Source organism: Streptomyces sp. NPDC003635 (assembly GCF_053587635.1).
Map to the genome: position 1 here is coordinate 1 of NZ_JBSFOK010000035.1, position 18,969 is coordinate 18,969.

Annotated in this window: 20 protein-coding genes and 1 tRNA gene; 5 read left to right on the plus strand and 16 right to left on the minus strand. The window is 69.9% G+C overall.

Annotated elements, in window-relative coordinates:
- Positions 1-16: 16 nt before the first annotated feature.
- From ACWDRW_RS27840 to ACWDRW_RS27855, 4 genes are all read right to left on the minus strand, one after another.
- Positions 17-93, minus strand: a tRNA-Met gene (locus ACWDRW_RS27840).
- Positions 94-149: 56 nt separating this feature from the next.
- Positions 150-353 carry a cold-shock protein gene (locus tag ACWDRW_RS27845; protein ID WP_143638655.1) on the minus strand — a complete coding sequence of 68 codons (204 nt, stop codon included), beginning with the start codon at positions 351-353 and terminating at the stop codon, positions 150-152.
- 272 nt (positions 354-625) lie between these two features.
- Entirely contained in the window at positions 626-1,693 is a 1,068-nt protein-coding gene (locus ACWDRW_RS27850; protein WP_451727110.1) for a hypothetical protein, read from the minus strand.
- Positions 1,694-1,769: 76 nt separating this feature from the next.
- Positions 1,770-2,207 carry a DUF4259 domain-containing protein gene (locus tag ACWDRW_RS27855; RefSeq protein WP_451727113.1) on the minus strand — a complete coding sequence of 146 codons (438 nt, stop codon included), beginning with the start codon at positions 2,205-2,207 and terminating at the stop codon, positions 1,770-1,772.
- A 468-nt stretch (positions 2,208-2,675) separates the two neighbouring features.
- Here ACWDRW_RS27855 and ACWDRW_RS27860 point away from each other — a divergent pair, with 468 nt between their 5' ends.
- The 5 genes from ACWDRW_RS27860 to ACWDRW_RS27880 all read left to right on the plus strand — a co-directional run bounded on the left by ACWDRW_RS27860 (position 2,676) and on the right by ACWDRW_RS27880 (position 7,207).
- Positions 2,676-3,317, plus strand: coding sequence for an HAD family hydrolase (locus ACWDRW_RS27860; RefSeq protein WP_451727116.1), 642 nt, complete (start codon positions 2,676-2,678; stop codon positions 3,315-3,317).
- A gap of 105 nt (positions 3,318-3,422) precedes the next feature.
- Positions 3,423-4,604, plus strand: coding sequence for a helix-turn-helix domain-containing protein (locus tag ACWDRW_RS27865; RefSeq protein ID WP_451727322.1), 1,182 nt, complete (start codon positions 3,423-3,425; stop codon positions 4,602-4,604).
- Positions 4,605-4,907: 303 nt separating this feature from the next.
- The gene (locus ACWDRW_RS27870; RefSeq protein WP_451727119.1) at positions 4,908-5,444 is read left to right on the plus strand and encodes a hypothetical protein; all 537 of its coding nucleotides are present in this window, start codon (positions 4,908-4,910) and stop codon (positions 5,442-5,444) included.
- The gene (locus ACWDRW_RS27875) at positions 5,441-5,941 is read left to right on the plus strand and encodes a DUF6415 family natural product biosynthesis protein (RefSeq protein WP_451727121.1); all 501 of its coding nucleotides are present in this window, start codon (positions 5,441-5,443) and stop codon (positions 5,939-5,941) included. Before ACWDRW_RS27870 ends, ACWDRW_RS27875 begins: the two co-directional genes overlap by 4 nt.
- A gap of 75 nt (positions 5,942-6,016) precedes the next feature.
- Positions 6,017-7,207, plus strand: a complete 1,191-nt coding sequence (locus tag ACWDRW_RS27880; protein ID WP_451727124.1) for a peptidoglycan-binding domain-containing protein — start codon at positions 6,017-6,019, stop codon at positions 7,205-7,207.
- 42 nt (positions 7,208-7,249) lie between these two features.
- Here ACWDRW_RS27880 and ACWDRW_RS27885 read toward each other — a convergent pair whose 3' ends face one another.
- The 12 genes from ACWDRW_RS27885 to ACWDRW_RS27940 form a co-directional block, all read right to left on the minus strand.
- Positions 7,250-8,623 (minus strand): NtaA/DmoA family FMN-dependent monooxygenase, encoded by a 1,374-nt coding sequence (locus tag ACWDRW_RS27885; protein ID WP_451727127.1) that lies wholly within the window; start codon positions 8,621-8,623, stop codon positions 7,250-7,252.
- Between the two features lie 19 nt (positions 8,624-8,642).
- Positions 8,643-9,851: an LLM class flavin-dependent oxidoreductase gene (locus ACWDRW_RS27890; RefSeq protein WP_451727129.1), complete on the minus strand. Its 1,209-nt coding sequence runs from the start codon at positions 9,849-9,851 to the stop codon at positions 8,643-8,645.
- A 216-nt stretch (positions 9,852-10,067) separates the two neighbouring features.
- Entirely contained in the window at positions 10,068-10,796 is a 729-nt protein-coding gene (locus tag ACWDRW_RS27895) for a GNAT family N-acetyltransferase (RefSeq protein ID WP_451727132.1), read from the minus strand.
- A gap of 119 nt (positions 10,797-10,915) precedes the next feature.
- A complete protein-coding gene (locus ACWDRW_RS27900) occupies positions 10,916-12,178 on the minus strand; it encodes a vanadium-dependent haloperoxidase (protein ID WP_451727135.1) in 1,263 nt (420 codons plus the stop codon).
- A 107-nt stretch (positions 12,179-12,285) separates the two neighbouring features.
- A complete protein-coding gene (locus ACWDRW_RS27905) occupies positions 12,286-12,423 on the minus strand; it encodes a hypothetical protein (RefSeq protein WP_451727137.1) in 138 nt (45 codons plus the stop codon).
- A gap of 10 nt (positions 12,424-12,433) precedes the next feature.
- A complete protein-coding gene (locus tag ACWDRW_RS27910) occupies positions 12,434-13,264 on the minus strand; it encodes a hypothetical protein (protein ID WP_451727140.1) in 831 nt (276 codons plus the stop codon).
- A 73-nt stretch (positions 13,265-13,337) separates the two neighbouring features.
- On the minus strand, positions 13,338-14,318 hold the full coding sequence (locus ACWDRW_RS27915) for an ABC transporter substrate-binding protein (RefSeq protein WP_451727143.1): 981 nt from the start codon (positions 14,316-14,318) through the stop codon (positions 13,338-13,340).
- A gap of 37 nt (positions 14,319-14,355) precedes the next feature.
- Complete coding sequence (locus ACWDRW_RS27920; RefSeq protein ID WP_451727146.1) at positions 14,356-15,120, minus strand: amino acid ABC transporter ATP-binding protein; 765 nt, start codon at positions 15,118-15,120, stop codon at positions 14,356-14,358.
- The gene (locus tag ACWDRW_RS27925) at positions 15,117-16,139 is read right to left on the minus strand and encodes an amino acid ABC transporter permease (RefSeq protein WP_451727149.1); all 1,023 of its coding nucleotides are present in this window, start codon (positions 16,137-16,139) and stop codon (positions 15,117-15,119) included. The genes ACWDRW_RS27920 and ACWDRW_RS27925 overlap by 4 nt, the downstream gene beginning before the upstream one ends.
- Before the next feature lie 21 nt (positions 16,140-16,160).
- Positions 16,161-17,114: an ABC transporter substrate-binding protein gene (locus ACWDRW_RS27930; RefSeq protein ID WP_451727152.1), complete on the minus strand. Its 954-nt coding sequence runs from the start codon at positions 17,112-17,114 to the stop codon at positions 16,161-16,163.
- Positions 17,115-17,128: 14 nt separating this feature from the next.
- Positions 17,129-17,647, minus strand: a complete 519-nt coding sequence (locus ACWDRW_RS27935) for a GNAT family N-acetyltransferase (RefSeq protein WP_451727155.1) — start codon at positions 17,645-17,647, stop codon at positions 17,129-17,131.
- A complete protein-coding gene (locus tag ACWDRW_RS27940; RefSeq protein ID WP_451727157.1) occupies positions 17,644-18,780 on the minus strand; it encodes an LLM class flavin-dependent oxidoreductase in 1,137 nt (378 codons plus the stop codon). The genes ACWDRW_RS27935 and ACWDRW_RS27940 overlap by 4 nt, the downstream gene beginning before the upstream one ends.
- Positions 18,781-18,969 lie beyond the last annotated feature (189 nt).

The following is an 18,969-nucleotide window of genomic DNA, read 5'->3' on the forward strand; positions in this document are numbered from 1 at the left end:
GCCGGGTCCCTGTCTTTGGTAGCGGGGACAGGATTTGAACCTGCGACCTCTGGGTTATGAGCCCAGCGAGCTACCGAGCTGCTCCACCCCGCGTCGGTGATGCCACTCTACACAGTGACACTCGCGATGCGGTGAGCATTTTCTCGTGGTCAGCCCCGAACGATGTTCTCCGCCTGGGGGCCCTTCTGCCCCTGCGTCACATCGAAGGTGACCGTCTCGCCCTCAACCAGCTCCCGGTAGCCGTTGCCGGCGATGTTGGAGTAGTGGGCGAAAACGTCCGGACCACCGCCGTCCTGGGCAATGAATCCGAAGCCCTTCTCGGCGTTGAACCACTTCACGGTGCCACTGGCCATACTGCAATCCTTCAGTTCGCGCCGGGTGTGCCGGCCGGGGTGAATAGCGGGAGTCCCTGCCGGACAGGGCTCCCGGCGTCCGTTCTACCCCGCTCGGGGCCACCTCATTCGATCATTCGTCCACGCGTCTGCAACAATCTCACCCGCCAGGGCAACGACACGTGGCGGCTGGAGCACGCCGCGAGGATGCCCTGCCCGCCGAAGCAGCTGCGCAGGGGGCGCGCGGAACCCGGCCGTCCGCGTCACCCTGGAGTGGCACGGCTCACGGGCGGTCACTGGATCAAGTCGGTGTGCGGATGCTCCGGGGACGTGGGACAGACATAGATCTGCATGTTGTCGGCGCTGCCGACTTCGACCGCGGTCGGCTGCGCGGGGTTCTGGCCGGCGCGATGACTGGCGGCAAACGCGTCGGCCTGATCCTCGTACGGCGCCCAGCCGCGCGTACCGCCGTCCCACTCGAACGAGGCGATGGTCAGCAACGGGACCATCTGAACCTCGCAGACCGAGCAGAAGCGGGGATACGGGTCGGTGCGGCCCCACGGGGGCCAGCCGCCGACCTTCCAGCCGGGAGAGTCAGCCAGTTCGTTGTCATAGAACTCCGCCGGGTAGTCCGCGTACGAGCTGTCCACGTCGGCGTCAGCCGCCTGCCATCTGCTCCAGTCCCCCACCACCTTCCGCAGCTCCGCACTCAGATCGAGGCTGTTGGGGTATTCGGTGATCTGCTCCGGCGCGAGCAGGCACGGCTCCGGTACGTAGCCGTCGTGGTCCGCCTCGTACGGTTCCGGCGGTGCGGCGAGGATGTCGACGACCGTGGCGGCGGATCGCCAAACCAGCAGGGTGGCCGGCTTGCAGTGCGGTTCGTGGTCGTAGGGGCACCAGAGAACCTGGAGCAGGTCGGCCTGGCCGGGCGGCCGCAGCAGGGGTATGTCACGCACATACAGCTGGGCCACCGGCAGCATCGGGACCGGGCTCTCCGCGGGCCACGGAGGGCCGGCGTCGAGGCGCTCCATGAACGCCGCGTCGTTCCGGTGCTTGGTCGCCTCTTCCTCGGGCGCGTAGTGAGGGCCGTGGGGATCTCGGTTCAGTCGGGCCCGCCTGCGCCGCTCCAGCCTCACTTCCGCGGGTGACGTGGACCTGCCGCTACCCGGATGCGAGGCATCGCAGTGCGGCCACGGCTCCTCGGCGGGCCACAGCAACGGGCCCCCCACCGAACTCTCGTACGCCGTGGGCACCCCGGCACGGGGATGCAGCCGGATCGCCTCCCGCGCCAACCCAGCCAACTCGGGAAAGACGGTGGCGACGTCGACCGGCCGCGGTGGAGTGGTACGAACAAAGCTCATACCGGCGATCTTGCCACCGGGCACTGACAGCGCCCGGCCCGCGCAACGGGGAGCCGCACGGACCGTGGGTGATCGCTCAGATGTCGAAGAGGGCGTCCTCCTGTGGAGGCGTCGGAGGGTCGAGGACGTCGCGAAGGCAGGTGATGTCGTCCCGCCACTTCGAGCCGTTCACAGCGTCGTCCCACAGTCGGGCGAGTTCAGACCGCTCGGAGATCACTTGATCCAGTGCGTCGACGGCGAGCGCCCGAAGGTCTGTGGGCAACGCTGGCAGCGGTTGTGACGGACCGTAGTTCGTACATGCCGGCTTGCCAGCAGGATGCTGAGCAACGACCAGGGCGGCCGCAGCCACTCCTCGCTCGCCGTCGGAGGTACCCAGGAAGTCCGCAGGGTCAGAGGCGCGTTTGAGCGCGCCACGGATCAGGGCTTCGCGTTCTTCCAGGGCTGCCTCGTCCAGGTCGCCTCCGAAGTCGGCGGCGGTGTCATTGTCAAAGGGGCCGATGTCCCAGGTGCCCATTGCTCTCCTCCCTTAGCCGTCGGGAGATCGTCGCATTCGCCACTGACAGTGAGGTCAGGCGGCGACGAGTCCGCAGTGGGGCGGGAGCTTGAGGCCCGCGTGATCGTACAACTGCCGTTTGAGCAGCATGAACCCGCGAACGGAACTACGCGGTAGGGAAGCGGCGGCATCCTGCGATGCATGCCTCAATGACACGGCGAGATGGGCAAGCAGCTCGCAAGGAGAACCTGCCGTACCTGGCCGTCTAGAGTCTGACCCTGGACAGCGGCTTGGCCGCCCAGGAACGCCTGGTCGAGCCGACCACAGACGAGCAGCTCCCCCATCTCGACCGCCGCCTGACCGCCCTCCATACGGTCGCCAAGGGGGGCCCTCCGGTACCAGGCACGCCAGCACCTGCCGCGTCGCAGCACGCGAGCGGCAGCCCTCCGGTCTGCCACAGGAGCTCAACCAGCGCCGTAGGCTCCCAGGGTGATTCAGACCATCGTGTTGGACATCGGCGAGACGATCACTCGTGACGACCGCTACTGGGCGTCCTGGGCCGACTGGCTGAAGGTGCCCCGTCATACGCTGTCCGCGCTCGTAGGTGCCGTGGTCGCACAGGGCCGGGACAACGCGGACGCTCTCCGGCTCATCCGTCCGGGTGTCGACGTCGCCGCCGAGTACGCCGCCCGGGAGGCGGCCGGGCGAGGCGAGCGACTCGACGAAGGCGACCTGTACGACGATGTGCGCCCCGCCCTGTCCGCGCTCCAGGGTGCTGGCATGCGCGTGATCATTGCGGGCAATCAGACCCCGCGGGTCGGTGAACTGCTGCGCGGCCTGGGTCTTCCGGCCGACCTTGTGACCACATCCGGAGAGTGGGGAGTGGCAAAGCCTCAGCCCGCCTTCTTCGAGCGGGTGAAGAAGGCGGCGCAGGCCGATCCGGCGCAGACTCTGTATGTCGGCGACCATCCCGCCAATGACGTCTTCCCAGCGAAAGCGGCGGGGCTCCGCGTGGCGCACATTCGCCGTGGGCCGTGGGGGTTCCTGTGGGCGGACGATCCGAAGGTGATCGCCGCCGCGGACTGGCGGATCGACGGCCTCCTACAGCTCACCGAGATCGTTACGGCCTGACCACAGCGAACGGCCTCAGCAACCAATGGTGGTAGGGCCGGTTCGGTACCCGCACCGCGTCGGCGCGGGTACGGTTCGCCGTGAAAGCAGCGAACTGGAGGCATGATGCCCCCACTTGCCTACCGTGGCATCGGACAGCGCGTCGCCTACGAGCGCCGCATGGCGCGCATGTCGCAGCAGCAACTCGCCGACGCATCCGGCGCATCCCTGGGTGCCGTACGCAAGATCGAGCGCGGTGAGCGCAATGCCAGCGAGGTCATGGTGGATGCGTTCGCGGAAGCCATGGGCATCGATGCCTCCCGGCTCCGTGCGGGCCCGGAGCCCGCCCGCACGCCGGTACATGACGCGCTGCCTCTGCTGTCCGCGGCGATTGCGGCTTACGACGTTCCCGAGGACGGACCGGTCCTACCCCTGCACGAGTTGCGTACAGCGGTCGACGAGGCTGCCCGATGGCGACTGGCCGCCCAGTACACACGTCTCGCCGGCACGCTGCCCGAGCTGCTTGCCCACCTTGCGCGGGCCTACTACTGCGCCGGCAACGGCGAGCGGGCCGAGCTGGCTGCTCTCCTGGTCAACGCGTACCGCTCGGCCGATTCTGTTGCCTTCAAATTCGGTGCTTACGACCTGTCCGCCCGCTTGATCGACCTCATGCGGTGGGCTGCCCCTGAGGCCCGTGATCCACTGCTCACCGCTTGCGTTGCCTACGTGCGCACTGAGACGTTCTTCGCGGCGCGCGCCCATGCCGCCGGCCTGCGCGCCCTCGAGAGGGCACTCGACGCCGCCCCGGCACCGGGCACGGAGACAGCGGTCGCCGCACGCGGGGCCCTTCACATGCGGGCTGCCGTCGTCGCAGGCCGCGCACAGGACTCCACCGCGGCTAAGGCCCACCTCGACGAGGCCCGTGAACTGGGTGATCGTCTGACGGAGAAGGTGTATTACGGCACCGCGTTCGGACCCGACACGGTGCGTATCCACGAGGTGTCCGTGGCGGTCAGCTTGGGACAGGACCATGTCGGACAGGCCCTCGGCGTTGCCCACGAGTGGAAGCCCCAGCCCGACCTGCCTGTCGAACGGCGCAGCGGCTTCTACATCGAACTGGCCCGGGCACAATTGTGGGCCGGGCGGCCAAGGCACGCCTTCGAATCACTGAACGTGGCCCGTCGCATCGCTCCGCAACACACGCGCGAACATCCTTGGGTACGGCAGGACGTCGCCACACTGCGCCGACTGAGGCGAGCCGACGCGGAGGCGCTCTCGCACTTCGCGCAGTGGTGCGCCGCCGACTGAGCAAGTCCCCGGAGGTACCCCTCGTTGGGGTACTTGTGGCATCGCCGTAGGCCCATCATCCCTTCCACACGCGGGAACGAGGAGGCCCGCTCAGTGAGGCGTGCTTCGACTGCGGGGCGCTCTACAAGGTCTTGGGTGCAGCTGGCCTCGCCCTAGTGCGCGGCAGGACCTGTGTGTGGTTGATCTCCACAGGCGGTTGCCGCGACCGGGCGACCGCAGCACGAACACGATCGAGACAGGCAGACCCCGGCAACCGTTCACGACGGTCCCGGGGCACGGCCAACGTTTCAAAGGAGCGTCGACATGACGAACAGTACGGCCCCGAACGGGACTTTCCCACCAGCGAGTTCGCCGCCCGCCACCACGGTTCAGGACTGGCTGGCCTCCGCGCACCCCTCCCCCGGCGCGGTGCACGGCGAGTGGGGTGGAACAGCCGGTCTCGCCCTGATCCCATTAGGGCGGCGCTTCGATGCGGTCCGTCTCTCCGAGGACCTCGTCCGCGGTGCGGCCGGGATCAGTGACCCACCTACCGTGAACGACTGGCTCGGCTGGACCTTCAACAGCCGTCCCGTCATCCACGACCCCAGCGGCAGCCGCTACTACGCCCTCGTGCCGCCCGGCACCGCTGAGAACTGGCGGGCCCCCGCAGCCGTCTGCCTCGGCCACGGCACCTACCTGGGAGTACCGCGCACCGATCTCACCCAGCTCAGGGAACCCACCCCGGCTTCGTACTGGGCCGTACCCATGGCCCGGCCGGGCCGGCTGTGCAGGGCGAGCGACGTACTGACGCTCGTGATGGCCGGCCGCGACCCAGTCGACCATGACGGGGGCCCGGCATGAAGCAGGCAGACAGCCCGGCCACGACCACAACGCCACCCGTGGACATCGCCACGATGCGCGCGAGCATCGCCCTGATCCTCCCGCCCGACGTGACCCCCACCGACGCCGCCACCCTGGATACGCTCACCGGTTTGCTGCGCGGCCACATGGAGCTGCTCATCCCGGAGATCGAGCAACTGGCGGTACGGCTGTCCGAGGACGACGTGCCCCGGTACTGCGCACTCGCCTGCACCGGCGAAGCCCGCCGGAAACTGAACGCCGCGCGCGGGGCGGGGACGTACGACGCCATGGTCCACGCCCGCAAGCTCGCACGATCGCTTCTGGCGCTGTGCGACCACTACGACACCCTCACCGGTGTACGGATGTGCCTGGCCTGCGACCGGCCCATCCGAAACGGGCAGACCAGCCGGCCGTACTCCAAAGTCAGCCCCTCCGCCGGGGTCGTCGGCTCCGGACAGATCCACGACCACTGCGCGAACACGGTCCATCTCCGCTGATGAAGCCATCCCGTCGGGCGAGGCACGCTCCCGGCGGGATCTAGCAGTGGCTGCTCGATCGCTCCACTGTCTTCGGTGCGTCGCGCCGATCGCGGCTGGGTGAGCGAGGAGAATTCACTCCGCGTCGCTCGTGATCGGCCTGGGGATCTGGAGGGATCGACGATGGGCCTGAGCAATCCGCGATTCACCGATGACCCCGTGCTGCAGGCATGCGCGGCGAACACCCATGTCATGAAGTTGCAGGAGAAGGGACTGGCGGTGCGTCGCGTTCAGTGGGCGCTGCTGGATCTGGGGTTCGACCTGCCGATGTTCGGCGCTGACGGCGACTTCGGTTCCGAAACCGCCGGCGCCGTCCATGCGTTCCAGGAGGCCCGCGGTCTCTCGCAGGACGGCCAAGTCGGCCCGCAGACGATGAACCGCCTCGACGGCGAGCCCCTGCCGAGCCTCGACGACCAGCAGATGCACTACTCGGACCGGCGCTCGTTCTACAGCAACCGTGCCTTGGAGAAGGCGCGGAACGCCGACCACGCCGAGTGGCTGCCGGAGGCAGGGTGGGCCGCAAACCGTGCGCGGGTCGTCGACCTGTACGGCTACTACCGCGACCTGTACCTCGCCGCTCCGAAGGAACTGCTCTGGGCTGGGCTCGGGCGCATGGCCGGGGGTGCCGTCGTGGGCGGCCTGGACAGCGACCCCGGCTTCATCGAGCAGTCCATCATGGTGCGGATCGGCCGGGACATCTTCTTCGACCTCGCCTGGCTGCACGAGGCCTTCCTCGATCATCCGAGCGAGGCGATCAAGCTTGGCCACCTGCACGACCGGTTCAACGAGTACACGACCTACTCCGCGCTCGTGCCGACCTTCGCGCCCGGTTTCCCTACGCGTTCCTACGGTGCGGCCTGGAACAAGATCACCACTGGCCTGGTAGCGGAGGGCAACCGGGACCTCCTGGAGAACGAACAGAAGTCGATCATTCCGCCGCACTACGAAGTGCTGCGCACCTTCCTGTTCTCCGGGCTGCCGACACCTTTCACCAACAACATCCACCCCTACCATCGCGCGTTCATCCAGGAGGTGCCCACCGGGGACATCCTGAACACTGAGGACCGGTGGGGCTGGATCACTTTCCCGAACGGGATGTTCCAGCGGTGGGATGACATCGGCTTCGACGAGCGCATCCGGCTGACCAGCCTTCCCATGGACGATTTGGTCGTCGGACGCTTCGGCCTGGCCGGTCGGCCCGACCTGCTGCCCCCGGGCGGTCCATGAGCATCCGGGCCGGCGCACTATCAGCGTGATGGCGAGGAACTTTCACGACGCCGCCCGCTGGTCGCGCACGTCGTCCGGATGGGCCAGGCCGAGGTGGTCACGCAGGGTCGGGCCCTCGTACTCGGTGCGGAACACGCCCTGTTCCTGGAGCAGCGGAACGACCTTGTCGGCGAAGTCGTCCAGGCCGGTGGGGGTGATGTGCGGGACCAGGATGAAGCCGTCACTCGCGTCCGCCTGCACGAACTCGTTGATGGTGCGGGCGATCGTCTCGGCCGAACCGATGAAGTTCTGCCGGTTGCCGGTCTCGATGACCAGGTCGCGGATCGACCAGTCGTGGGCGGCGGCGAGCTCGCGCCACTCGCGGGCGGTGGCCAGCGGGTCCCGGTACATACGGACCTGGGCGCGGCCCTTCGAGATGTGGTGGTCGCTGACGTCCGGGTCGATGTCGGGGAGCGGCCCGTCCGGGTCGTAGGAGGACAGGTCCCGGTTCCAGACGAACTCCAGGTGCTTGAGAGCCGTGGCTCCGCTGACCTGCTGACGGCGTACCGCCTCGGCGAGTTCCTCCGCCTCGGCGTCGGTGTCGGCGAGGGTGAAGGTGGCGGCGGGCAGGATCAGCAGCTGGTCGTGGCGGCGGCCGTACTTGGTGAGGCGGTTCTTGACGTCCGTGTAGAAGGCCTGGCCCGCCTCCAGGGTCGCGTACCGGCTGAAGATCGCGTCGGCGCTGGAGGCGGCGAACTCTCGGCCCTCCTCGGAGTCACCGGCCTGGAAGATGACAGGGCGGCCCTGGGGCGAGCGGGGCACGTTGAACTGCCCGTGGATGTCGAAGTGCTGCCCGGCGTGGACGAAGGCGCCGGCCTTGGCGTCGCGCAGGAAGGTGCCGGTGGCCGGGTCGGCGAGGATCTCGTCGCCGCGCCAGGAGTCGAAGAGTTCGTTCGCCGTGGCGAGGAACTCCTTGGCGCGGGAGTAGCGCTCCTCCTGCGGCAGGAACCCGCCACGGCGGAAGTTCTCGCCGGTGAAGGCGTCCCAGGATGTCACCACGTTCCAGGCGGAGCGGCCGCCGGAGAGGTGATCCAGGCTGGCGAACTGGCGGGCCACCTCGTAGGGCTCGTTGAAGGTGGAGTTGATGGTGCCGGTCAGACCGAGGTGTTCGGTGACGGCGGCGAGCGCGGCGAGGACGGTGAAGGTGTCAGGGCGGCCGACGACGTCGAGGTCGTAGATCCTCCCGCCCTGCTCGCGCAGCCGCAGGCCTTCAGCCAGGAAGAGGAAGTCGAACTTCGCGCGTTCGGCGGTCCGTGCGAAGTGGGCGAAGGAGCTGAACTCGATGTGGCTTCCGGCCTCGGGGTCGCTCCACACGGTGGTGTTGTTGACGCCGGGGAAGTGGGCGGCCAGGTGGATCTGCTTCAGCGGCTTGGTCATGGCGGTGGGTTCCTCCGGCTCAGGCGGTGGCTGCGGCGTAGCGGTGTGCGGGGCGGGCCAGGCCCAGCAGTCCGCGCAGGGTGTCGGCCTCGTAGGCCCGGCGGAAGGCGCCCCGGCGCTGGAGTTCGGGAACCAGCCCGCGGGTGATCGCCGGGAGGTCGTGGCCGGCGACAGCGGGGCGCAACCGGAAGCCACTCACTCCGGCGCCCCGCCACTCCAACAACAGATCAGCGAGTTGGACGGGCGTGCCCTGGAAAACCAGGGTGTCACTCGTATACGGCTCTCCCGCGAGCGCGTCGAGCCGTTCCCGGCGCGCCCGCGCGGCGGCCGGGGTGTCGTCGAGGAAGACCACCAGGTCGCCGAAGACATGGAGAGGGTCGGCGCCTCGCCCCGCCGCGTTCTGCTCGGCGCGGACCTGGGCGACGATCACACGGGCCTCGTCGGCGTCATGCGGGGTGACATAGCCGACATCGGCGGCGCGGGCCACGAGCCGGTACGGGACGGTGTCGTGGGCGAGGGCGCTGACGATCGGCTGGCCCTGGGGCGGCCGGGGCGTGATGGAGGGCCCTTTGACGCTGAAGTGCCGGCCCTCGAAGTCGATGTAGTGCAGCTTGTCCCGGTCGATGAAGCGGCCCGTGGCGGCGTCCCGGATCTCGGCGTCGTCCTCCCAGCTGTCCCAGAGGCGGCGCACCACCTCGACGTAGTCGGCGGCCTCGTCGAAGAGGTCGGTCACCACTTCCTGGGCGGCCGGGCTGTCGTAGGCCTCGATGCGCGCGATGGTGCGGCGGCCGAAGTGCGCGGCCTCGTTCGGGCGGGCGGTGATCTGCACGCGCAGGCCGGCCCTGCCACTGCTGACGTAGTCGAGGGTGGCGATCGCCTTGGAGAGGTGGAACGGCTCTGTATGCGTGGCCACCACTGTCGGCACCAGGCCTATGTGCCGGGTCAACGGGGCAACGCGGGAGGCGACGAGAACGGCGTCCAGGCGGCCGCGCACCTGGTCGGTCCGCTCGTCCGGGTCGAGGAAGTGGGAGGACTGCGGGCCGAGGCCGTCCTCGAGGGTCACGAAGTCGAGCAGTCCGCGCTCGGCCTCGCTGACCAGGTCGGCCCAGTATCCGGCGGTGAACAGGTCCCGGGGGCGGGCGGCCGGCTCACGCCAGGAGGCGGGATGCCAGCCGGTGCCGTCCAGCGCGACAGCAAGGTGCAAGGGGGTGGGGGCAGTTGAGGACACGGGTCGGTGCCTTCCTGGAAGTCCGTGACGAGAACACCGGCCTCACCGAAGGGCGGGCACGGCGGTTGGGGAACGGGTCAGGAACAACAGAGCGCGCCGGCCACGCCCTGGAGGTCTGTGTGGGTCCGGCAGTGGAGGTGGACGGCGTGGGACAGGTGTGTCACGTCCGCCGCCTCAGTCCGTCGGAGCACGCGCCTCAGCGCGTCACCCCTCCTGTCATGGGTCACGGCGTGTCGCTCTCGTGTGAGGTCCCGGGCTGCGGACGAGTCGGATGGTCGAGCGGCGCCGCACGGTGAAACCGAGGGACTCGTACAGGCCGATCGCCTCGGTGTTGCCGGCGGCGGCGTGCAGGAACGGAACGTCGCCACGGGCCCGGATACCCGCCGCGACCGCGCGGATGAGGCGCGTGGCCAGGCCGCGGCCTCGATGATCCGGGTCGGTGCAGACGGCGCTGATCTCCGTCCAGCCGGGCGGACGGATCCGCTCGCCCGCCATGGCGATCAGCCGCCCGCGGTGCCTGATACCGAGATACGTCCCCATGTCGACGGTCCGCCGCTGGAAGGGGCCGGGCTTCGTGCGGGCGACCAGTTCAAGGATGTCGGGAACGTCGTCGGGCCCGAGCCGCACCGCTTCCGGAGCGGGCTCCGCCCGCAGGCCGTCGTCGACGAGTTGCACGCCCTGCCCGGCACCGACGACCTCCCAGCCGGCGGGGACCCGGTCAACGGGCTTGACCCGTACCACGGTTCCGGGCCCGACCAGCGTGCGCAGGTCGGCCCAGGCGGCCGGGTCCGCCGGATCGGCGAGGGCGGCGAACGCGTAGACGTCGGCCGGATAGCGGGCCGCTCGGCCCACCCGCTGAGCGAAGCGGGCGTGCGGGCCGGTCAGTGCGGCCCAGACCGCGTTGTCCAGAAGGTGCGTGCCCGGGCGGCCCGGGGCCCCGTCCATGCGAACGCCGTTCCCACCTGCCACGGATACGACCGCTGCGGTGGTCACCTCACTGTGGCCGACGCGTATGCGAGGGCTGGACACAGCAGGTGGCCGCTCTTGCCTGGTGCCGGTGCCGCTCACAGCGTGCCGAACAGGCGCGCGGCGTTGCGCAGAGTGTGCGTCGCGACCCGCTCACCCAGCACGAGACCGGCCTCGTCGGCCGAGCGGGTGTGAATGCCGGAGTACACGCGGGCGTCCACGTTCTCCTGGGACAGCCGGCTCCAGGCCGTGTATGTGCGGGTCACTCCGGGCGCCGTCGGGCTGGTCAGCTCGAACGGCGCCGTGCGCGGCCCGACCAGCGCCGAGAGGACCGCTTCCGCTGCGCCCGAGTAGGTGTTGTGGCCGCTGGGGTAGTCCGGATGGGCCGGCGTGGTGTGCAGCGGCGTCCACGCGGCATCGGGGTCGATCGCACCGGTGCGGATGGCCGTGACCGGGCGCCACCGCAGATAGGCGTACTTGCTGTCGGAGGTGGCGATCTGTGTGTCCACCAGGGCCACGTGGAACAGGGCCACCAGCCGGGCCTGTCCGGCGCTGGACAGCGCGGACCGGGCGACAGCCACCCGCAGCGGCTCGGTGTACAGCGTCAGTGAGGAACCGAGCCAGAACGTGGCGGTCTCCGTCTGCCTCTCGGTGCGCACCGTGCTGTTCACCGCACCGTACGCACGGACTTCGTCCAGGTCGGCGCGGTACCGGGCGGAGTCCAGGGCGGGCGGGGCGGGCAGCCGGTACTGGTCGGGACTGTCCAGCAGGAAAGGACGGGCCAGGCGATTCCCGTACTGTGCGGCCGGTGCGTAGGCGGGCGGTGTCGGCTGCCACACCCCGGGGGCCGCGGGCGGAACGGTGAACGGCGCGTTGACCGAGGCCGGGTCGAGGCCGTCTCCCTCGCGGGTGGCCAGTACGAGTCGCGCCTGGCGGGCGCCGGCGGCCACGCCCTTCGACTCGGCCGGTCCGTCCGGAAGGCCTTGAAGCGTCGTGTGCAGAGCGGCGTCCAGTTCCTGGGTGCGGGCGGGGACCAGCGCCACCAGGGCGTCGTGTACGGCGGACGCCAGAGCCGCGTCCTGGAAGTCGCTCCGGTCGACGCCGGCCGGAACCTGACGGGTGGCTCGGGCCGCGGCGAGCCAACTGACGGCCCAGGTGCGGCTGTTGGTGATCTGCGTCGGGGCGCCGCCCGCCGCGATCGTCGCCGCTGTCGTGTCGTACCAGTCGAGCGCGACGGACGACCGCGCATGCTCCTCCCCCACGGCGGCCGCGGCGGAAGGGACGGAGGCGGCCAGGAGGGCGGCCGAGCCCAGCGCCACCAGGGCGGGACGGACGGAAGGGCGGTTTCTGAACGGCTTCACGCGTACTCCTTCAACAGCGTGCGAATGACGGGTGGTGCCGAGGACTTGAGCGGCGAGGTGAACTCGATCGCGGGGCTTGCGCGTTCCCAGAGCCGTCGTCGTGTGCGTCATCGCACCGGCTCGGTGTCGCGGGCGTGGTGGCTGGTGGGGTGGGACAGGCCGAGGTGGTCACGGAGTGTGCGGCCGGTGTAGTGGGTGCGGAAGAGGGCGCGTTCGCGCAGCGCGGGTACGACGTCGTGGACCACGGCGGCCAGATCAGCGGGGGCCGACGCCGGGAGGAGGTGAAAGCCGTCGACGCCGGTGGCCGCGTGCCAGTCGGCGAGCAGTCCGGCCAGGTCCGCGGCGGCGCCGGTGAAGCGCAGTTCGGCGGGCGGGAGGGGTCCGGGCCCGGTACCGCTGCCGAGATCGACCGCGAGGCGTGTCAGTATCCGCAGCGCATCCGGGTCGCGTCCGGCGTCCGCGGCACGGCGCAGCAGTGCTGCCCGGGGCGAGCCGGGCCGTGGACGGTTGGTCCGCGTCCAGGAGGACGAGCTCGGCGTGGCTCGCGGCCAGTTCCCACTGTCCGTCCGAGTCGTGCGCGTCGAGGGCCACGGCGATGGGCAGTCGCCCCTGCGGTGGGCGGGTGCCGGGCGAGGGTTCCCCCACGAGGGGCGGGCGTTCGCGGTCGGTGAACCCGTCGGCGGCGGCAGCCGGGTGCTCCGCGTCGTTCTCCGGCCTGTCCCACAACCGTACGGCGGCCTCGGTGACCTCGGCCGCCTCGGCCCCGTTGGCGGAGGCGTCGACCAGCCAGCCGGCCCGCCCCTCGCTCGCGAGCTCGAGGTTGGCCAGGGCGCTGGAGGTGTGAAGGGCCGCGCCGCGGGGGGCGGCCACCGCCGGGACCAGGCCGATCCTGCTGGTCAGCGGCGCAACGCGGGCGAGTGCGGCCACGGCGTCGAGTGAGGCGACGTGATCGGCGACGGCGACGAAGTCCAGGGCACCTTGTTCGGCGAGCTCGAACAGGTCCGTCCAGTGGGTGTCGGTGAAGGGCGCGGCGTGGCCGTGGCCGGTGCCGTCGAGTTCGATGGAGAGGTGGAGTTCGCGGGACATGGCCTCGTGTCCTGGGTTCCTGTACGAAGGCGGGGGTGCGCGGGCGTGATACGGCCCGCGCACCCCGGGTCGGCTACTTGTTGGTCTTGGGCAGACCGGGCGGGTTGATCTCCGACTCGGCCACGGCCTCGTCGGACAGGCCCCAGCGCTTCAGCACCTTCGCGTAGGTGCCGTTCTCGATGACGTGGTTGAGGGCGTCCGCGAGCGGCTCGACCAGTCCGCTGTCCTTCTTGGTGGTGGCCGCGATGAGGCCCTGGAGGGTGGCGCCGGCTCCGGAGTAGGTGCCGACGACCTCGGTCTTGCCGCTGGTTGCGGCGTGGTAGGCGGCGGTGGGGTTGGGGCCGAGGTAGATGTCGATGCGGCCGGACTGGAGAGCGAGGTAGGTGTCGCTGTCGTTCTGGTAGTACTTGATGTTCACCGGCTCACGGCCGGCCTTCTCGTTGTCCTTGCTCCACTCGATCAGCAGCTTCTCCTGGTTGGTGCCGCTGCCCACGGCGACCGTCTTGCCCGCCACGTCCTCGGGCCCGTCCACGCTCAGGCCGCTGCCCTTCTTGGCCTCGAAGCCCAGGTTGTCCTCGCGGTAGGTGGCGAAGTCGTACTTCTCCTTGCGCTCCTCGGTGACCGTGATGTTGCTGAAACCGACGTCGTACTTCGCGCTGTCGAGGCCGACGAAGATGTTCTCCCAGGACACCGTGTTGACGTGCAGCTTCAGGCCGAGAACGTCGGCGACGAGGGAGGCGAGGTCGGGCTCGACTCCGATGACGGTCTTGTTGTCGGTGGCGAAGAAGGTCAGCGGTGCCGCGGAGCCGGACGAGTTGACGACCTCCAAGGTGCCTCTCTTGCGGATCTCCTCCGGGACCTCGGCGGCTATGGAGTCGACCTTGTCGGTGGTGACGCGGTCCTGGTCCGGGCTCAGGTTGATCTTCGTCTTGCTGCCCGACGTGGCCGCGACCTCGGTCGTGCCGCCGTCGTCGGGGTTGCTGCACGCGGCGAGAGTGAGGACGGCGGTCAGTCCCAGCGCGGCGGCGGTGCGGCGGGTGATCGAGGTGGACACAGTCGTGCTCCTTGCTCAGGGAATGGGGTGGGGTTGGTCAGAGGACCTTGGAGAGGAACGCGCGGGTGCGCTCGTGCCGCGGGTCGTCGAGGACGGCCGCGGGCGGGCCCTGCTCCACGACGACGCCGCCGTCCATGAACACCACGGTGTCGGCGACCTCGCGGGCGAAGCCGATCTCGTGGGTCACGACGATCATGGTGGTTCCGGTGCGGGCCAAGTCCTTGATGACATCGAGGACTTCGCCGACCAGTTCCGGGTCCAGCGCGGAGGTCGGCTCGTCGAAGAGCAGCACCTTGGGTTCGAGGGCGAGGGCGCGGGCGATGGCCACGCGCTGCTGCTGCCCTCCGGACAACTGCCGCGGATAGGCGTCGGTCTTGTCCACGAGGCCGACCCGCTCCAGCAGTCGCCGGGCGGTCTCCTCCGCCTGACCGCGCGGGCGGCGCAGCGCGGAGACCGGTGCCTCGATGAGGTTCTCCAGTACGGTCAGGTGCGGGAAGAGGTTGAAGTTCTGGAAGACGAACCCGATGTGGGTGCGCTGCTTGAGTACGTCCTTCTCCTTCAGCTCGTGCAGCTTGTCGCCGGAACGGCGGTAGCCGATGAGCTCACCGTCGATGCTGATCCACCCGCGGTTGACCTTCTCCAGGTGGTTGATGGTGCGCAGCAGCGTGGACTTGCCCGAGCCGGACGGGCCGAGGATGACGGTGACCTCGCCGGCCCGGACCCTCAGGTCGACTCCGCGCAGCACCTCCAGCGGGCCGAAGCTCTTGTGGACGCCGTGGACGTCCACCATCACCTCACTCATCGGCTGTCTCCCAGGGGCTTGAGGGGTACGACGGGCTGGTTGCGCTGGGCGGCCGCCGCGCGCAGGTCGCGGACGAAACGGCGGACGCGCTGGAGCGGGGTGGGTGGCGGGGTGCGATTGGCGCCCCGGGCGTAGCGGCGCTCCACGTAGTACTGGGCGACCGACAGCAGGGAGGTCAGCACCACGTACCAGGCGGTGGCGACCAGCAGGAGCGGGATCACCCGGCCGTTGCGGCCGTAGATCACCTGCACCTGGTAGAAGAGCTCGCCGATGGACATCACGTAGACAACCGAGGTGCCCTTGAGCAGGCCGATGATCTCGTTGCCGGCGGTGGGCAGGATTGCCCGCATGGCCTGCGGCAGCACGATGCGGCGGATCTGCCGCAGCCGGGGGATGCCCAGGGCGGCGGCGGCTTCCAGCTGGCCGTGATCGACGGAGATGACGCCGCCGCGCACGATCTCGGCGGCGTAGGCGGCCTGGTGCAGCGTCAGCCCGATGATGGCGGCGCCCATGGTGCCGATGATGCTGTTGCTGTCGACGGACCAGAACACCGGGCCGAAGGGGATGCCGAAGCCCAGCCTCTCGTACAGGGCGCTCAGGTTGAACCAGAACACCAGCTGGACGATCATCGGGATGGACCGGAAGATCCAGATGTAGCTCCAGGCGACGGTCTGCAGCACCGGGCTCCGCGACAGCCGCATGAAGGCGATCACGGTGCCGAGCAGGAAGCCCAGCACGGTGGCGTACGCGGTGAGTTGAAGGGTCACCCACACCGCCTGCACGATCGTCTCGGAGAAGACGTAGTCGCTGAAGACGCCCCACTCCCAGACCGGGTTGGTGGCGAGGCCGTGCGCGAACTGGGCGACCAGCACGACCACGGCGACGGCCGCCGCCCAGCGGGCGTAGTGCCGAGCGGGGACGACCTTCAGGGCTGCCGGATCGTCCGGGGCGGGAGCTGTTTCCGGGCCGGTGCCCGGGGTGGCCGCACCGGGCGGCGCGGCGTCGGTTGTGGATGCCATCGTGATGTTCCTGCTCGACTCTTATGCGTGCTCGGGCGGATTGATCCGCGACGTCTCGATCGCGGAGGCGGAGGTGCCCCACTTGGCGAGGATCCGCGCGTAGGTGCCGTCCTTGATCAGCTCGTTGACGGCGGCCTGGAAGGCCTTGGTGAGCGGGGATCCCTTCTTGAAGGCGAAGCCGACGTCGAGGCGGTGGAACTCGCCGAGGAAGGTGGTCTGCGACGCGGGCTGGGCCGCCTGGTAGCGCAGGCCGTTGATGGTCGACATGATCACGTCGATCCGGCCCTGCTGGAGTGCGGTGAGAGTCGCCGCGTTCTCCGAGTACACCTTCACGTCGTACGGCTTCTTGCCCGCCTCGGCGCACACCCCCTTCTGCGCGGTCAGGGTGGCCTCGAAGGTGGTGCCGGCGCCGGTGCCGATGGTGAGCCCGCACAGCTGGGTGAGGTCGGTGACCTTCTCGCTGAGCTCGGTGTTGCCCTTCTTCACCGCGAAGCCCTGGCCGTCGTTGACGTAGGTGACGAAGTCGATCGTCTTCAGGCGCTCGGTGGTGACGCCGAAGTTGCCCGTGCCGACGTCGTACTTGCCGCTGCCGAGGGCGGGCAGGATCGTCTCGAACGAGGCGTCCTGTCGCTCCAGCTTGACGCCGAGCACCTTGGCGACCGCGTCGGCGAGGTCGATGTCCTGGCCTTCGGGAGCCTTGTCGGCACCATTGGGGTAGTACGCCCCCGGCGGGAATCCGACCGAGCTGCCCACCCGCAGCGTGCCCGCCTCGCGGACCTCTGCGGGCAGCAGTGCGGCGGCCGCCTCCACCGTGCGGATGGCGGCGACCGGGTCATCGGTCGGCGCGGGTGAGCCCTGCGCCCCCACTGCCGCCGCGCCGCCGGTGTCGCCGGAGCCACAGGCCGTCATCGCCAGCAGCGGCAGCAGCGCGAGCGCGGCGACGCGCAGGCGGGTTCTGATACCAGGAAGGTTCACGGGTCGCAGGCCTTTCAGGTGCGCGGGGTGACGTGGAGGTGCTTCTCGAACGGCAGCGGGCCGATGGTTTCCGGGTCGGCCTCCGTGTCGAACAGCGGTGTGTAGCCGGTGACCAGGTACAGGCCACGGGCCTCGGGCTGGCGCGGCCCTGTGGTCAGGTAGATCCGCCGGTAGCCGCGCTCGCCCGCCTCGCGCTCCAGCTCGGCGACGACCCGGCGGCCGAGACCGCGGCGACGGTGCGCGGAGTGCGTCCAGATCCGCTTCAGTTCGGCGGTGTTCTCGTCGTAGCGGCGGAAGGCCCCGCCCGCGACCGGCGCGCCGCGCTCCAGCAGCAGCAGGAGGACGCCGCCGTGGGGTGCGGTGAACTCCTCGTCCGGGTATCGGGCCATCTCGGCGTGGGCGTCGCCGCCGTAGCGCGCGGAGTACTCGTCGCCGAGTTCCCGTAGCAGCGGCCTGGCCAGCGGGTCGGACACCGGCACTGACACGACGCTCAACGCGGCCGCGGGGAGCGGTGGTTGGGCGGTCGAGGTCATCCGCCCACCGCCGCGAGGTTCTGCGTGCCGCGGGCCGCTCGCTCGGCGTCGCGCTTGGCGACCTCCTCGCGGACGATGGGGATGACGTACCGGCCGAAGTCGATCGCGTCGTCGAGCAGGTCGTAGCCGCGGGCGGAGAGGATGTCGACGCCGAGGTCGTAGTAGTCCAGCAGTGCCTGCGCGACCGTCTCCGGGGTGCCGACCAGGGCGTTGGAGTTGCCCGCGCCGCCCGTCGCGGCGGCGGTCGGGGTCCACAGGGCGCGGTCGTAGCGCTCCCCCGCCTCGGCGATGGCGATCAGCCGCTGCGATCCGGTGTTCTGGGGCTGGGCGTTGCCGTTGTGCCGCTTGGTGATCGCCTCGCCCTTCTCCTTGCGGGCCCGGATCGCGCCGACCGTGCGGTGGGCCTTCTCCCAGGCCAGCTCCTCGGTCGGAGCGATGATCGGGCGGAAGGCGACCTGGATGCGGGGCGCCTCGGTGCGGCCCGCGGCCTTCGCGGCGGCCTTCACCTTCTCGATCTGTCCGGCGGTCTCGGCGAGGGGTTCCCCCCACAGGCAGTAGATGTCGGCCTCGGCGCCGCCGGCGGCGTAGGCGGCAGCGGACGAGCCGCCGAACGAGACTTTGGGCCGGGGCTGTTGGACGGGGAAGACGTCGCTGACGAAGTCGTGGAAGCGGTAATGCTCGCCCTCGTGGTCGAAGGGTTCGCGGGTGGTCCAGATCTTCTTGACGATGCCGATGTACTCGCGGGTGCGGGTGTAGCGCGCGTCCTTGCTGAGGGTGTCGCCCTCGCGGCCCTGTTCGTGGTCGTTGCCGCCGGTGATGAAGTGCACGGTCAGCCGGCCCTCGCTGATCTGGTCGAGGGTGGCGAAGGTCTTGGCGGCGAAGGTGGGGTACGAGACGTTGGGCCGGTGGGCGAGCAGGATCTGCAGGTGCTCCAGCCTGCTGGCGATGTACGCCGCGGCCGGGGCGGGGTCCGGCGACCCGGAGCCGTAGGCGAACAGCACCCGGTCCCAGCCGTGCTCCTCGTGGGCCCGGGCGAGCCGGAGTGTGAACTCCTTGTCAAATGCGTCGCCGGAGCGCTGTGTGGTTTCGGAACCGTTGTTGGTGGCGGCGATGCCGAGGAACTCCACGGGCATGGGCATGGCCTTTCAGGGATTGCTGCGGCACGCGGGCAGGGCGGAATGGCCGTACGGCGGCAGGGGCGAGCGAACGGACCGTCAGGCAGACAGGCCGGTGCAGAGGTGACGACGACGAGCGTCGGGTGAAACGGAGCTGCGGCAGCGCGCGTGAAGGAAGAACTCGGCCCGCGACGGGGTCACCGAGGG

Bases quoted from the DNA above. Each gene is read 5' to 3' on its own strand.
- ACWDRW_RS27940 (WP_451727157.1), bottom strand. From the start codon at position 18,780: ATGCCCGTGGAGTTCCTCGGCATCGCCGCCACCAACAACGGTTCCGAA.
- ACWDRW_RS27855 (WP_451727113.1), bottom strand. From the start codon at position 2,207: ATGGGCACCTGGGACATCGGCCCCTTTGACAATGACACCGCCGCCGAC.
- ACWDRW_RS27865 (WP_451727322.1), top strand. From the start codon at position 3,423: ATGCCCCCACTTGCCTACCGTGGCATCGGACAGCGCGTCGCCTACGAG.
- ACWDRW_RS27870 (WP_451727119.1), top strand. From the start codon at position 4,908: ATGACGAACAGTACGGCCCCGAACGGGACTTTCCCACCAGCGAGTTCG.
- ACWDRW_RS27925 (WP_451727149.1), bottom strand. From the start codon at position 16,139: ATGGCATCCACAACCGACGCCGCGCCGCCCGGTGCGGCCACCCCGGGC.
- ACWDRW_RS27885 (WP_451727127.1), bottom strand. From the start codon at position 8,623: ATGACCAAGCCGCTGAAGCAGATCCACCTGGCCGCCCACTTCCCCGGC.
- ACWDRW_RS27920 (WP_451727146.1), bottom strand. From the start codon at position 15,120: ATGAGTGAGGTGATGGTGGACGTCCACGGCGTCCACAAGAGCTTCGGC.
- ACWDRW_RS27935 (WP_451727155.1), bottom strand. From the start codon at position 17,647: ATGACCTCGACCGCCCAACCACCGCTCCCCGCGGCCGCGTTGAGCGTC.
- ACWDRW_RS27845 (WP_143638655.1), bottom strand. From the start codon at position 353: ATGGCCAGTGGCACCGTGAAGTGGTTCAACGCCGAGAAGGGCTTCGGA.
- ACWDRW_RS27895 (WP_451727132.1), bottom strand. From the start codon at position 10,796: ATGGACGGGGCCCCGGGCCGCCCGGGCACGCACCTTCTGGACAACGCG.
- ACWDRW_RS27850 (WP_451727110.1), bottom strand. From the start codon at position 1,693: ATGAGCTTTGTTCGTACCACTCCACCGCGGCCGGTCGACGTCGCCACC.
- ACWDRW_RS27910 (WP_451727140.1), bottom strand. From the start codon at position 13,264: ATGTCCCGCGAACTCCACCTCTCCATCGAACTCGACGGCACCGGCCAC.
- ACWDRW_RS27875 (WP_451727121.1), top strand. From the start codon at position 5,441: ATGAAGCAGGCAGACAGCCCGGCCACGACCACAACGCCACCCGTGGAC.